Origin of the sequence: Salinivibrio kushneri (genome assembly GCF_027286325.1) — a bacterium.
In the GTDB taxonomy this organism is placed as follows: Bacteria; Pseudomonadota; Gammaproteobacteria; order Enterobacterales; family Vibrionaceae; genus Salinivibrio; species Salinivibrio kushneri_A.
The window spans coordinates 717,472-731,738 of record NZ_CP114588.1; the positions used below are offsets into that span (position 1 = coordinate 717,472).

Genomic DNA, 14,267 nt, shown 5'->3' on the forward strand with positions numbered 1-14,267 from the left:
AAGACGGGGACACAATGAATTTACAAAATATGGGGAAAGCGGCTAAAGAGGCTGCACATCAATTGGCTGTGACATCCACGGCCACCAAAAACCAAGCGCTAGCGATGATTGCGGATGAGCTTGACGCACAGCAAACAGCGATTTTAGCCGCCAATGAAAGTGATCTTGCCGCCGCGCGGGAGGCAGACATGGATCCAGCGATGTTGGACCGCTTAACCCTGACCCCAGACCGTTTAACCAATATGGCCAGCGATGTGAGGCAAGTCATAGCCTTAGCCGATCCTGTGGGCCAGATGATCGATCATAAGCTGCTTGAAAACGGTATGTCGTTGTCAAAGCGTCGAGAGCCGCTGGGGGTGATTGGGGTGATTTATGAGGCGCGCCCTAACGTTACCATTGATATCGCGGCATTGTGCTTAAAAACGGGCAATGCAGCGATTCTGCGGGGAGGGAAAGAAACCTTCTCGACTAACCAGGTATTAGTGAAGGTGATACAGACTGGGTTGGAGAAAGCGGGGCTGCCGCATGCCTCGGTGCAATATATTGAAAAACCTGATCGTGCGCTGGTCTCTGAGTTACTGACCCTTGATGACTACGTTGATATGATCATTCCACGCGGTGGTGCCGGACTGCACAAAATGTGTAAACAAAACAGTACTATTCCCGTAATTATCGGGGGGTTTGGCATTAGCCACTTGTATGTCGATCACAGTGCTGATCTCGATAAAGCGCCTGATGTGATCCTCAATGCCAAGACAGACCGCCCATCCGCCTGCAACGCGCTAGACACCTTGCTGGTTCACAAAGACGTGGCAGCACAATTATTTGCTCGCTTGCTGACGGCGTTTAATCAGCATGGGCTGCACATTGTCGCTGGATCAAGTGCGTTACCGTATCTGGATGGCGTGGCGCAACTGCGTGAGGCGCAGGCAGGGGACTTTGATACCGAGTGGCTAGGGCCAACCCTTGGAGTGGTGGTGGTTGATAGTGTGGATGAGGCACTCGCGCACATGCGCGCGCACAATGCCAGCCATTCCGATGCCATTTTGACCAACGACTTGCAGGCGGCAGAAACCTTTATTAATGGTGCCGGCTCGGCGGCAGTATATGTCAACGCCTCAACGCGCTTCACCGATGGTGCGCAGTTTGGGCTTGGTGCAGAGGTGGCAGTTTCGACGCAAAAGCTGCATGCACGTGGCCCGATGGGGCTTGAGGAGCTGACTACCTATAAGTGGGTGGGGCGAGCGGACTATTTATCACGTCACTGAGCATCCAAGATAACTGACAATAAAAAACCGCTAGCCAGACTAGCGGTTTTTTGTCTCGACAGTCTGGACGTCTATTTAATTTCTACACCTTTCGCTTGTAGATCGGCATGATAAGAAGAGCGAACAAACGGGCCGCATGCGGCATGGGTGAAGCCCAAGTCAAGGGCAATCTCTTTCAGCTCGTCAAACTCTTCAGGTGGCACGTAACGCTCTACCGGCAAGTGGTGACGGCTTGGTGCCAAGTACTGGCCAAGAGTGAGCATAGTGACACCGTGCGCACGTAAGTCTTTGAGGACCTCGATGATCTCTTCTTTGGTTTCCCCTAATCCCATCATCAAACCTGACTTGGTAGGGACGTTGGGGTGTATCTCTTTAAACTTTTTCAACAGATCCAGTGACCACTGGTAATTGGCACCAGGGCGCGCTTTGCGGTACAAGCGTGGCGCTGTCTCTAAATTATGGTTGAAGACGTCGGGTGGATTGTTTTGCAAGATATCCAGTGCACGATCCATACGGCCGCGGAAGTCAGGAACCAATGTCTCTATTTGGATCTCTGGATTGAGCGCGCGGATCTCACGGGTACAATCGACAAAATGCTGGGCACCACCGTCACGCAAATCATCACGGTCAACCGAGGTGATCACCACATAGCGCAGTTTCATGTCTTTGATAGTTTGCGCTAAGTGTTTTGGCTCTTCGCTATCAGGGGCGACAGGACGACCATGGGCGACATCACAGAAAGGGCAACGACGGGTACAGATGGCCCCGAGAATCATAAACGTTGCCGTACCGTGGCTGAAGCACTCTGCAAGGTTGGGACACGAGGCTTCTTCACACACAGAGTGAAGGTTGTTTTTGCGCATCGCGTCTTTGATTTCTTTAATACGTGCGGTTTCAGCCGGGAGCTTGATCTTCATCCAATCAGGCTTACGCAGCACTTCTTTTTGCTCGGCCGGCATATTTTTGACCGGGATAAGCGCCATTTTGTCGGCGTCGCGGTACTTAACACCGCGTTCCATCTGAATCGGTTTGCTCATAAATCGCTGCTTTCCGTTGTAAACTCAACCTCAGAATACATCAGCTGTTGAGTTAAAGTGTCTACCAGCACAGGTTGAACGTCCTCGAGCGTGACTTTGCCAACCTGATCGCTCAGTTGCGTCATGGCCATACCAGCGTAACCACATGGATTAATACGCTGAAACGGTGATAAGTCCATATTGATGTTGAGTGCCAGTCCATGGAATGAGCACCCGCGACGAATACGGAGCCCAAGAGAACATATTTTTGCATCGCTAACGTAAACACCAGGCGCATCTGGGCGGGCGTAAGCGTCAACGTGGAAGTGTGCTAATGTGCTCACCACAAGATCTTCAATATGGCTAACGAGCGCCCGCACACCGACTTTTTTACGTTTGAGATTTATCAGGAAATAGGCGACGAGCTGGCCTGGCCCATGATAGGTCACTTGCCCACCTCGGTCTGATTGTACGACTGGGATGTCTCCTGGGACCAACACATGTTCCGTTTTTCCCGCTTGTCCTTGGGTAAAAACCGGATCATGCTCAACCAGCCAGACTTCATCACGCGTGTTTTCGTCGCGACGATCGGTAAAGTCTCGCATCTGTTCCCAGACGCGTAGGTATGGTTGACGGCCAAGGTGCCTTACAACGAGTTGGTGCAGCAAACCCATTTCCCGTGTTGTTGTCAGTGGCGATATTATAGAGGCTGGCAGCGTGATTTAAAGCCGCCAGTCGTGTGGGTATTCGTATTAGAGAACCATGCGGACAATTTCAATCTCACCCAGCTCTTTATATAAGGTTTCCACTTGTTCAATGGATGTCGCCTTAATAGTGATAGAGACAGAGTGGTAAGTGCCTTTAGCACTCGGTTTAACAGCAGGGCTGTAGTCGCCTGGCGCATGACGCTGGATCACGGTCAACACATGATCGGGTAGCTCAGGTTTTGCCTGGCCCACCACCTTGTAGGTGAATTGGCAAGGAAACTCCAACAGATCTTTTAATTTCGGTTGCTCTTGCATGTTAACTCCCAACTGCAGGCTGATAGAGGCACGCGTTTGTGCGATTGATCACGATTAACGCGAAATACTAATCTGCCAAGCGCGAGAAAACAAGCCGCCCACCAAGTTGGTGGGCGGCACGGAGAGCGATTAACCGACGAGGTTTTTGAACATCATTACGATGTAGTCTATTAAGCGACTAAAAAGGCCGCCTTTTTCAACATCGTTTAACGCGACGAGTGGATACTCAGCCACGTCTTCATCATCCACTTGATAGAAGAGCTTGCCTACGACATCCCCTTTACTGATAGGCGCTTCCAAAGTGTTGTCGAGCACAAAACTGGCTTTAAGATCTTGTGCCTTGCCACGAGGCAGGGTGACAAAGGTATCTTCAGTGACGCCTAGCGCGACTTCGTCTGTATCACCCATCCAGACCTTTTCTGTGACAAAGGTTTCGTTGGCTTTGTGTGGCGCGACGGTTTCAAAGAAGCGGAAACCATAGTTGAGTAGCTTCTTGCTCTCTGCTTTACGGGCATTGGCACTTTTCGTGCCCATCACCACCGAGATAAGACGCATGTCTCCTTCAGTCGCTGAAGTGACCAAGTTGTAGCCTGCGCCCTCGGTGTGGCCTGTTTTGATACCGTCGACGTTAAGGCTCTTATCCCACAGCAAGCCATTACGGTTGTATTGCGTGATGCCGTTATAGGTGAAGGCCTTCTCTTTATAAATTCGGTATTCCGCAGGCACATCGCGAATCAGGGCTTGGCCGAGCAGCGCCATGTCATACGGTGTGGTGTAAAGGTTTTTGGAGTCTAAACCGTGGACATTGGAAAAATGGGTGCTGTCCATGCCCAAGGTTTCGCCCCAGCGGTTCATTAAATCGACAAAGGCGTCCTCTGAGCCAGCCACATGCTCAGCCATCGCGACACAGGCATCGTTGCCCGACTGGATGATAATGCCACGATTCAGATCGGCTGCTTTGACCGTGGTGCCGACTTCGATAAACATCTTCGAAGAGCCGGGGAAGTTTTTGGCCCAGGCATTCTCACTAATGACGACGTCATCATCCATTGAGATATTGCCACGCTCAACCTCCTGACCAATCACGTAGCTGGTCATCATTTTCGTCAGACTGGCAGGATTAAGGCGTTGATAGGCGTTGTTTTCAGCCAGTACCTCGCCGGAATGATAATCCATCAATACGTAGCCTTTGGCGGCAATTTGCGGCGCATCAGGGACAACAGCAGGCGCGGCTTGAGCGGTAGCAGAGGCGAACAAGGCTGCAGAAAGCAGTGTACGCATGCGGAAAACGGTTTTATTCATCATTGTTAGTACTTATGTCGGTTATCGATGTCGATACTGTGCCTTCACTATACCAAATTGCGAATAGAGGGACAGGGTCGATTTCTTTAACTTATTGATTATTTGTTTTAGCGCTTGTGGCAGGTGTGTCGCCATTAACAAGTGCTTCGGTGACGATAAATGCCCCCGGCAACTGATGCTGCTTTGCCGCGCGCATCGCTTGTTGCGCTTTTTCTCGATCATAAAAAGGACCAAAGCGAACACGATAAACGGTATCACGGCGGGCAATATGTGTAGGTAGACCATGGGTTTTCGCCAATTGTTCCGCTGTTTGATTGGCTTTTAGGCCATTCGATAGCGCGGCGAGTTGTACATAATAGGCATGATGGCGAGCGGAGTGCCATTCGTCATCCGCTGGTTTGCTCGGCGTTAGGAGGCGCAAGGACACGGGGGCGGTGCCCGTTTTTAGGACATCCAGCTTTTTGGCGGCAGCATAACTCAGGTCTATCAAGCGTTTATTGTGAAAGGGCCCACGATCGTTGACGCGTACAATCGCTGTTTTACCGTTATTCTGGTTAGTGACTTCCACGTAACTGGGCAGCGGAAGGGTTTTGTGCGCCGCAGACATGGAGTACATATCATACACTTCACCATTGGAGGTGCGATGGCCATGAAATTTCTCACCGTACCAAGAAGCAATCCCCGCCTCTCGGTAGCCTTTTGGATCACGTAAGATTTGGTAGCGCTGACCATTTAACGTGTAATCCTTGTTACCTGCGAGGCTGTAGGGCTCATATCTGGGTTGTGCGTTTTCTGCGTGAATAACTTGTGGCACCGTCTCAGGTGCTTTATCACTGTGCATGTCGTAGCGACCTTGTTGACTGCTGCATGCACTTAATAAGACGATAGCGCTAGAAATGATAATAGCTCGCATGTTTATGCCCTGGATAACATTTTACGATGAGTGTGAATAGACATCAGAATGCCAAAACCGGCCATCAAGGTGACCATGGAGGTGCCACCATAACTGATAAGCGGTAAGGGTACCCCAACCACAGGAAGAATGCCGCTGACCATGCCAATATTGACAAAAACATAAACAAAAAAGCTTAAAACGATACTGCCTGCCATCATTCGGCCAAATGCCGTTTGGGCGCGGCTGGCGAGCATCAGCCCTCGGCCAATCAAAAAGAGATACAAAGCCAGCAACACGCAGACACCAATCAACCCCCACTCTTCAGCGATGACGGCAAAAATAAAGTCGGTGTGCCGCTCAGGGAGAAACTCCAATTGGGACTGTGTCCCTTGCAACCAGCCTTTGCCGCTTAAGCCACCAGAACCAATAGCAATCTTAGACTGAATGATATGATAGCCCGCCCCCAAGGGATCGGACTCTGGGTTAAACAGGGTGAGTACGCGGGTGCGCTGATAGTCGTGCATCAGGAAAAACCAAAGCACAGGGACAAAACTGGCAAGCGCAATCACTGCTGCTGTAATAATTTTCCAGCTAATCCCGGCCAGAAACAAAACAAACACCCCTGAGGCGGCAATCAGTATTGATGTTCCCAAGTCGGGTTGCTTGGCAATCATAATAGTGGGAACAAACAGTAACACCAGCGCAATCAGCAAGTGGGTAAACTTGGGGGGGAGCGGGTCTTTGCCAATAAAGCGCGCCAGCATGAGCGGTACCGCAAGTTTAATGATCTCTGATGGCTGGAAAGTGACAAAACCGAGATCGAGCCAACGTTGTGCCCCTTTTGCGGTCTCGCCCACCAACAAAACGGCGGCCAGCAACACCACACCGATCGCATACAAATACGGCGCCCAAAATTCATAGTGACGAGGCGGTACTTGGGCAAGGGCGAACATGACAGCCAAAGCCAATAACATACGAATGGCCTGGCGTTCCATCATCACCATGCTTTGCCCACTGGCGCTATACATCACCACAAGCCCGAAGCCCATGAGTAATAGAATACCGACGAGCATCGGCAAGTCGAGGTGCAAGCGATCGAACAAAGAGCGTTTCGCGCTGACTTGGGCAAGTGAACTCATTGTTTAGCCTCTTTTGTCTCTTTGTCTTCTAACAAAATATGGTCGAAGATGCGGCGGGCAATAGGGCCACCGTTGCTCGAACCACCGCCAGCGTTTTCGAGTACCATAGAGACAGCGACTTCTGGGCTTTCAAAGGGCGCAAAACCGATGAAAAGTGCATGATCTCGCAGGTGTTCAGCAATTTCGTCCGCGTTATATTCTTCGTCTTCACCCAGCCCGAATACCTGCGCGGTACCTGATTTCCCGCCAGATAAATATTCCGCTGAACGGAATGAACGACGCGCGGTTCCTTTGCGGCCGTGGTTAACCAGTTGCATGCCTTTGAGGCCAACATCCCAATATTTATCGTCGACGCCTTTAATCGGAGGAAAGGGCTCGGCGTCGGGCTTGTGGGTGCCGTGTTCATCGCGTGTTTTGTTTAATAGTTTGGGCGCTTTGACTTCGCCACGGTTGATCAGCACCGTTAATGCTTTAACGATCTGCATCGGGGTTGCCGTCCAATAGCCTTGTCCAATCCCGACTGGAATCGTGTCACCTTTGTACCAAGGTTGGCGGTAGCGGCTCATCTTCCATTCGCGGTTAGGCATATTAGCGCTGCTTTCTTCTTGAATGTCGATGCCTGTGTATTGGCCAAAGCCAAACTTTTCCATCCACATAGAGAGTTTATCGATCCCCATGTCATAAGCAATTTGATAGAAGAAGGTATCAACTGACTCCTCGATCGATTGCACGATGTTTACGCGTCCGTGGCCCCACGGCAGCCAATCGCGGAAGGGGCGAGTGTCTGAGTTGGGGATCCGCCAATAACCTGGGTCATTACGCGTGGTTTTGGTGGTGACCACACCTTCTTCTAAAGCGGCGACAGCAATGAAAGGTTTCACCGTCGAGGCGGGGGGATAAATGCCAAGAGTGGCGCGATTTACCAAGGGACGATCTTTATCGTTCAGCAGCTGCCGGTATTGCTTGCCAGAAATACCGTGCACAAATAAGTTAGGATCATAGCTTGGGGTGGAGACCATGGCCAAGACACCCGAGGTGTCAGGGTCGACGACGACCACTGCACCTCTGCGATCCCCAAGGATGCCGCGCACATAGAGCTGCAGGTCAATGTCGAGGTTAAGAATCAGATCTTTGCCCGGCTGCGGCGGTACATATTTAAGTGTACGTATCACACGGCCACGGCTGTTCACCTCAACTTCTTGGTAGCCGGCTTTACCATGCAGTGTTGACTCGTAGTATTTTTCAATCCCTAGCTTGCCAATATCTCGGGTTGCTTTGTAGTTATTGAGCACCCCTTTTTGTCTTAGCTTGGCAATATCGCGATCATTAATCTTGGCGACATATCCGAGCACATGGGTGAGTGCGTCACCATAGGGATAATGGCGCTTTAAGTAGGCTTTGATTTCCACCCCAGAAAACTGATGCTGGTGCGCGGAAAAAATCGCGACTTCTTTGTCGGTGAGCTGAGTTTTCAATGCCACGGCATTAAAACGTCGCGAGCGGCGACGCTCTTTCTGGAAGCGCGTAATGTCTTTGTCGGTCAATGAAAGTAAGTCTTTTAGCTGAGCCAGGGTTGCCGGCATATCATCGACTTGTTCAGGGGTCACTTCTAAGTGATAAACGGGGCGGTTTTCAGCCAGTAACTTTCCGTTGCGATCGTAAATAAGCCCGCGGTTAGGGGCGACGGGGACAACTTTGATACGGTTATCGTTCGAGCGTGTTTGGTAGTCTTGGTGCTCGGTCACCTGAATATGATAAAGGTTAGTCAGGAGCACCCCAACCAGCGCCATAATACCGACAAAACAGACGATAGCGCGTCGTACAAACAAGGCCGCCTCGGCGCTGTGGTCTCGGATTTCAACTCGTTGGCGCTTCATCTTTGCTTATTCTCGATGATACGGATGATTGGTGGTCAAGCTCCACGCGCGATACAGGCTCTCGGCCATAATGATGCGCACTAGCGGGTGGGGGAGGGTCAGTGGTGACAGTGACCAGCTTTGCTCGGCGGCGGCTTTACACTGTGGCGCGAGCCCTTCTGGCCCACCGATCAAAATGGCGACATCGCGGCCATCAAGCTTCCACTTTTCCAATTGGTTAGCCAATTGCGGTGTATCCCAAGGCTTGCCGGGAATATCGAGTGTTACAATGCGGCTGCCACGACTGACCGCCGCCAGCATGGCTTCCCCTTCTTTTTGCAAGATGCGGGCAATGTCGGCATTTTTGCCACGCTTGCCGGCTGGCACTTCAATCAGCTCGAGTGGCATGTCTTTCGGAAAGCGGCGTTGGTATTCTTCAAAGCCTTGCTCTACCCATTTAGGCATTTTATTGCCGACCGCAATCAATTGGATTTTCATGGTTTAGTTCCAGAGCTTTTCCAATTGATAGAGCTGGCGTTGCTCTTCTTGCATGACGTGCACCATGACGTCACCTAAATCAACCACAACCCATTCGCTGTCATCTTGCCCTTCTGTGCCGAGCGAGTCGATATCAACGGCTTGGGCCTGCTCACACACATGTTCGGCGATGGAGGCAACGTGACGGCGGGAGTTGCCGGTACACAGCACTAAAAAGTCGGTAATGCATGATTTATCACGTACATCCAGGGTCACAATATCGCTGGCTTTTAACTCATCGACCTTATCGGTCACAAACTGTTTTAACTCGTTAGCTTGCAAAGAAAACCTCTATGTGTTGCTGATGGTCTTATTAGGCCAGTATACCATTTGCTAACCCTTTGGACACGCTAGGGAGCCAGTGGTTCGGACGCTTGGCACATGAGTGCACAAAAATACTGCAAATCCGGCCAAGGGTCGCTACCAAAATCCGTTTTTAGTCTGACTTCTACCTGCGCTAAGCGGCGCAGCAGTGCGGTCAATCGGGCTTTGTTAAGCCGATTGAGAGCGGCAGTGAGCATGGGACGACGTGTTTGCCACACACGGAATTGGTCAAAGATGGCATTCAGCGGTCTGCCTTTTTGTCCTTGCTCGTGAATGGTGTACAACTGCTTTAGCTCCCTTTGGATCAGTCTTAAAAGGAGGGTGGGCTCTTCACCTTCAGCATGAAGCTGATCAAGTATCCGCTGTGCGCGTTGTGCTTTTCCTGCTAGCAGCGCATCGGTGAGCTGAAAGGGGGTAAAGTGATGATGGCGCGATAGCGAACTCTCGATACGAGGCAAGGTGAGTGCCCCATCAGGATAAAGTAGCTGCAAGATATGCAGACTTTGCACTAAGGCGAGGAGGTTTCCTTCATGCCATTGTGCTAACAACTGTAGCGCAGGTTGGTCTGGCTTTAGCCCTAACTGGCGACACCGTTGCTCAATAAAACGCGGGAGTTGACGGGCATCCGGGGTATTACACACCACGTATAAGCCGTGTTGGGCGAGCGCTGAAAACCATTTGGCGCTTTCTTGTTTTTTATTGAGTCTTTCCCCTTGAACCAACAAGAGCACATCAGGGTGTAGGTAAGTCGCCAGTTCGGTCAGCTGTTTAGTCTGTGCGCTGGTTAAACCGTTTTCCGGACAAGTCAGCTCAATGATCTGTCGAGACGCAAATAAGCTAAGCGCTTGACAGCAGTCAATTATCTCTTGCCAGTCGAGCTGTCCATCAATAACAAATTTATGATGCTCTTCAAAGCCTTGGGCGCGAGCCGCCTGTGAGATAGCGTCTCGTGCTTCTAGCTTGAGTAGTGGGTCGGAGCCAAAGACCAAATAGCATTGGCGCAGTGGCTGGCTGAGCTGCTGCGCCAATTGGTCGGGGTAGGTTCTCATCATTGCGCGGGGTTCGTTTCGGTTTGTCGCGTTTCAATGATAACGTCTGGCTTAGTCGGCGTGTCACCTTGCTCGAGATCTTTCATCGCCGCTTGTTCGGCCTGCTGGCGCTCAAACTCAGCAATATCGCCTTTTAGCTGGGAAAGTTGACGCATGATTTGACGAGTGGCCTCTGTACGCATCTCAGCGACCAATTTATCTTCCTCAACGGACTTTGCCAACGCTGTCAGTGGGTTATCAAGAAAGTTACGGCTTAAAGTGGTGTTATAGCTATAACTCCCTTTACCGGGGATCGTGACGCGATAACGGGCAACATAGCGAAACTCTTTCTCCGCCACGCGGCTGTTTTGGTAAAGCGATAGCGTTTTTTCGCTATTGCTTTCACCGAGCAAGTGGATATTGGCCACCTCCTTGGAAGGAGAGACAAGATCGACCTTGTGTTGACGCAAGGCATTTCGCATTTGCCGGGTGAGCTCGCCGTAAGGGTCAAAGCTGGTTAATGAGACCTTATCAACCTCATCGGGCAGATTGTAGCTGCCGCGTAAGGCAAACCCGCAAGACGCGATGGTCAAACAGACCATCGCGACAAGCAGGGAGCGAAGCATTGTCTTAAACAGATTCACTCCATCGCTCCTTGTTAGTTGGCAACAATGTTAACCAGCTTGCCAGGCACGTAAATCACCTTGCGCACGGTTTTGTCTTCGGTAAATTTCACCACGTTTTCATCCGCCATCGCTTGGGCTTCTACGGCCTCTTTCTCCGCATCAGCGGCGACGGTGATCTTGGCGCGCAGTTTACCGTTAACTTGGACGATGATCAGTTTCTCATCTTCAACCATGGCTGCTTCGTCGGCTTGTGGCCACGCCGCATCGTCGATGTGAGTCTCGCCCAGTGCATTCCACAGGCTAAAACAGATATGTGGGGTGATGGGATAAAGCATCAATACCACGGCTTTAAGGGCTTCGTCGAGCACCGCGCGGTCTTGTTCACTTTGCTGTGGCGCTTTTACCAATCGGTTCATCAGCTCCATAATCGCTGCGATAGCGGTGTTAAAGGTTTGACGGCGACCCATGTCATCACTGACTTTGGCAATGGCTTTGTGCACCTCGCGGCGCAGCGTTTTTTGCTCATTGTTGAGTGCGCTAGCATCCAGTGCCACGACAGGCCCTTGCTGACTGTGCTCGTAAACCAGTTTCCATACGCGACGCAAGAAGCGATGTGAGCCCTCGACCCCTGATTCTTGCCACTCTAGGGTCATATCCGCGGGCGCGGCGAACATCATGAACAGGCGTACCGTATCGGCGCCGTATTTTTCTACCATTAATTGCGGGTCAATGCCGTTGTTTTTCGACTTCGACATCTTGGTCATGCCCGCATGAGTAACCGCATTGCCTTGGCTATCTACCGCATTAACAATTTGGCCTTTGCTGTCACGTTCGACGGTGACTTCGGTTGGTGACACCCATACGCGCACACCTTTATCATCGGTGTAATAGAAAGCATCAGCCAGCACCATGCCCTGACAGAGCAGTTGCTTAAACGGCTCGTCGCTATCGACCATGTTTTCATCACGCAGCAACTTGTGGAAGAAGCGAGAGTAAAGAAGGTGCATACAGGCGTGCTCAATGCCGCCGATATATTGATCCACAGGTAGCCAGTAGTTGGCAGCACTTGGATCGAGCATCTGATCGGCTTGTGGCGAGCAATAGCGCGCATAGTACCAAGACGATTCCATAAAGGTATCGAAGGTGTCGGTTTCACGCAGTGCAGGCTTGCCTTGGTATTGGGTTTGCGCCCACTGTTTGTCCGCTTTAATCGGGCTTTGTACCCCATCCATCACCACATCTTCTGGCAGGATCACGGGCAGTTCATCCGTCGGGACTGGCACCACGTCACCGTCTTCGGTGTTCAGCATAGGGATAGGTGCGCCCCAATAACGCTGACGAGAAACGCCCCAATCACGAAGACGGAAGTTAACGGTTTTCTTGCCTTTGCCCAAAGACTCAAGCTTGGCGGCAATCGCATCAAACGCGGCATCAAAGTCTAAGCCATCGAATTCACCGGAGTTAAATAGCTTGCCTTTTTCGGTATGTGCTTGCTCAGACAAGTCAGGCGCGTTGCCATTTTCGTCCAGGATCACCGGCTCAATATCCAAGCTGTACTTGCTGGCGAACTCAAAGTCGCGCTGGTCGTGGGCAGGCACGGCCATGACCGCACCAGTACCGTAGTCCATCAGGACAAAATTGGCGACAAAGATAGGCACGCGACGGCCATTAAGGGGGTGGGTCGCGTACAGGCCGGTTGCCATGCCTTTTTTCTCCATGGTGGCAAGCTCAGCTTCCGCCACTTTGGTGTTACGGCACTCTTGTACAAATTCAGCCAAGGCTGGGTTGTTCTTGGCCGCGGCATCGGCCAGTGGGTGACCGGCGGCAATGCCGACATAGGTCACGCCCATTAAGGTATCAGGACGGGTGGTGTACACATCCAGTGCAGGGTGCTCACCTTCCACGTCAAAGGTCAGCTCAACGCCTTCTGAGCGGCCAATCCAGTTGCGCTGCATGGTTTTTACCATCTCTGGCCAGCCATCCAGTTTGTCGATGTCTTGCAGCAGCTCTTCTGCATAATCGGTGATCTTGATAAACCACTGTGGAATTTCTTTTTGCTCCACAGGGGTGTCACAACGCCAGCAGCAGCCTTCATGCACCTGCTCGTTCGCCAACACGGTTTGATCGTGTGGACACCAATTCACTGACGAGGTTTTTTTGTAGACCAAGCCTTTGTTATAAAGCGTGGTAAAGAATTCTTGCTCCCAGCGGTAGTAATCAGGGCTACAGGTCGCGACTTCGCGATCCCAGTCGTAACCAAAGCCCAGCATTTTCAGCTGGCCTTTCATGTAATCAATGTTTTCGTAAGTCCAAGGCGCAGGGGCGGTTTTGTTTTTGATGGCGGCCCCTTCTGCAGGCAAACCAAATGCGTCCCAACCAATAGGCTGCATCACATTCTTGCCTTGCAGGCGCTGATAACGCGAGATGACATCACCGATGGTATAATTACGGACATGCCCCATGTGAAGTCGGCCACTGGGGTAAGGGAACATAGAAAGACAGTAGAATTTTTCTTTGTTAGGGTCTTCATGAGCCACAAAGGTTTTATTGTCGTCCCAATGGGCTTGAACTTTTTGTTCAATATCTTGCGGGCTATATTGTTTTTGCATCGATGGCTTCCGAGATTCTGTGAGAAAGGTAAAACCTGAAAGAGAAATATCGTCATAGAATAACGAAAGGCAGAGACCGCAACAACACTTGAATCAGGACGGAACCATGAATAAAGAGAAAGAACCCCAACAAAGTATCATTGAGCGGGTAAAAGAGGCGCTGGAAAACAGTCCAGAGGCTTTGTCTCGCTGGGTCGAGTTATCTGATCAATACCTCAAAGCGGCCGCGGATCTGACCAAAGATGAGTGGGCGTTAATTGAAGCTTACTTTAAGCGCGACGTGAAAGCCTTTGGCGAGCAGTATAACAAGTCCCAAGACGAGGACATTGATAGCCAGGTGTTTAACGATCTGATTGCTAACTCGATTTGGGAGCAACTGGCAGAAATCACCGACCGCACTCAGCTAGAGTGGCGGGAAGTATTCGACGACCTTCAGCATCATGGTGTGTATGAAGCCGGCGAAATTGTGGGGTTGGGCGTCTTGCAATGCGAACAGTGCCAACACCAAACACGCCATAGCCGCGTAGATGTGATTGCCCCATGTAGCAAGTGTGGTCACCGGTATTTCTCTCGCCGCCCGTACCCAGTATAAGCCAAGCACGGTGCTTGGCTTCGCCGAGGCGGTTAACATGGCAAGGGCGAGGA

General features: G+C 51.2%; 14 protein-coding genes. 2 read left to right on the top strand and 12 right to left on the bottom strand.

The features are described from left to right. Positions 1 to 14 precede the first annotated feature (14 nt). On the top strand, positions 15 to 1,268 hold the full coding sequence (locus N8M53_RS03510) for a glutamate-5-semialdehyde dehydrogenase (RefSeq protein ID WP_269579501.1): 1,254 nt from the start codon (positions 15 to 17) through the stop codon (positions 1,266 to 1,268). Positions 1,269 to 1,339: 71 nt separating this feature from the next. Here the strand turns inward: N8M53_RS03510 and lipA are convergent, their stop codons facing one another. From lipA to leuS, 12 genes are all read right to left on the bottom strand, one after another. Continuing rightward, the gene (lipA, locus tag N8M53_RS03515) at positions 1,340 to 2,305 is read right to left on the bottom strand and encodes a lipoyl synthase (RefSeq protein ID WP_077668164.1); all 966 of its coding nucleotides are present in this window, start codon (positions 2,303 to 2,305) and stop codon (positions 1,340 to 1,342) included. Next, on the bottom strand, positions 2,302 to 2,952 hold the full coding sequence (gene lipB / locus N8M53_RS03520) for a lipoyl(octanoyl) transferase LipB (protein WP_269579502.1): 651 nt from the start codon (positions 2,950 to 2,952) through the stop codon (positions 2,302 to 2,304). Before lipB ends, lipA begins: the two co-directional genes overlap by 4 nt. 84 nt (positions 2,953 to 3,036) lie before the next feature. Then, positions 3,037 to 3,306: a DUF493 family protein YbeD gene (gene ybeD / locus N8M53_RS03525; protein WP_269579503.1), complete on the bottom strand. Its 270-nt coding sequence runs from the start codon at positions 3,304 to 3,306 to the stop codon at positions 3,037 to 3,039. Positions 3,307 to 3,435: 129 nt separating this feature from the next. Then, positions 3,436 to 4,587 (bottom strand): serine hydrolase, encoded by a 1,152-nt coding sequence (locus tag N8M53_RS03530; RefSeq protein WP_407690284.1) that lies wholly within the window; start codon positions 4,585 to 4,587, stop codon positions 3,436 to 3,438. Between the two features lie 112 nt (positions 4,588 to 4,699). Next, entirely contained in the window at positions 4,700 to 5,521 is an 822-nt protein-coding gene (locus N8M53_RS03535; RefSeq protein ID WP_269579504.1) for a septal ring lytic transglycosylase RlpA family protein, read from the bottom strand. Between the two features lie 2 nt (positions 5,522 to 5,523). Continuing rightward, positions 5,524 to 6,642 carry a rod shape-determining protein RodA gene (gene rodA / locus N8M53_RS03540; protein WP_269579505.1) on the bottom strand — a complete coding sequence of 373 codons (1,119 nt, stop codon included), beginning with the start codon at positions 6,640 to 6,642 and terminating at the stop codon, positions 5,524 to 5,526. After that, positions 6,639 to 8,519: a penicillin-binding protein 2 gene (gene mrdA, locus N8M53_RS03545; RefSeq protein ID WP_269579506.1), complete on the bottom strand. Its 1,881-nt coding sequence runs from the start codon at positions 8,517 to 8,519 to the stop codon at positions 6,639 to 6,641. Before mrdA ends, rodA begins: the two co-directional genes overlap by 4 nt. A gap of 6 nt (positions 8,520 to 8,525) precedes the next feature. Further along, complete coding sequence (gene rlmH / locus N8M53_RS03550) at positions 8,526 to 8,996, bottom strand: 23S rRNA (pseudouridine(1915)-N(3))-methyltransferase RlmH (protein ID WP_269579507.1); 471 nt, start codon at positions 8,994 to 8,996, stop codon at positions 8,526 to 8,528. A gap of 3 nt (positions 8,997 to 8,999) precedes the next feature. Beyond that, positions 9,000 to 9,317, bottom strand: coding sequence for a ribosome silencing factor (rsfS, locus tag N8M53_RS03555; RefSeq protein WP_046073734.1), 318 nt, complete (start codon positions 9,315 to 9,317; stop codon positions 9,000 to 9,002). A 68-nt stretch (positions 9,318 to 9,385) separates the two neighbouring features. Then, positions 9,386 to 10,408, bottom strand: a complete 1,023-nt coding sequence (gene holA / locus N8M53_RS03560; RefSeq protein ID WP_269579970.1) for a DNA polymerase III subunit delta — start codon at positions 10,406 to 10,408, stop codon at positions 9,386 to 9,388. Next, positions 10,408 to 11,031, bottom strand: a complete 624-nt coding sequence (gene lptE / locus N8M53_RS03565) for an LPS assembly lipoprotein LptE (protein WP_269579508.1) — start codon at positions 11,029 to 11,031, stop codon at positions 10,408 to 10,410. Before lptE ends, holA begins: the two co-directional genes overlap by 1 nt. 14 nt (positions 11,032 to 11,045) lie before the next feature. After that, positions 11,046 to 13,622 carry a leucine--tRNA ligase gene (leuS, locus tag N8M53_RS03570; RefSeq protein WP_269579509.1) on the bottom strand — a complete coding sequence of 859 codons (2,577 nt, stop codon included), beginning with the start codon at positions 13,620 to 13,622 and terminating at the stop codon, positions 11,046 to 11,048. A 106-nt stretch (positions 13,623 to 13,728) separates the two neighbouring features. Here leuS and N8M53_RS03575 point away from each other — a divergent pair, with 106 nt between their 5' ends. Continuing rightward, positions 13,729 to 14,214: a zinc ribbon-containing protein gene (locus N8M53_RS03575; protein WP_077668171.1), complete on the top strand. Its 486-nt coding sequence runs from the start codon at positions 13,729 to 13,731 to the stop codon at positions 14,212 to 14,214. Positions 14,215 to 14,267: the final 53 nt, after the last annotated feature.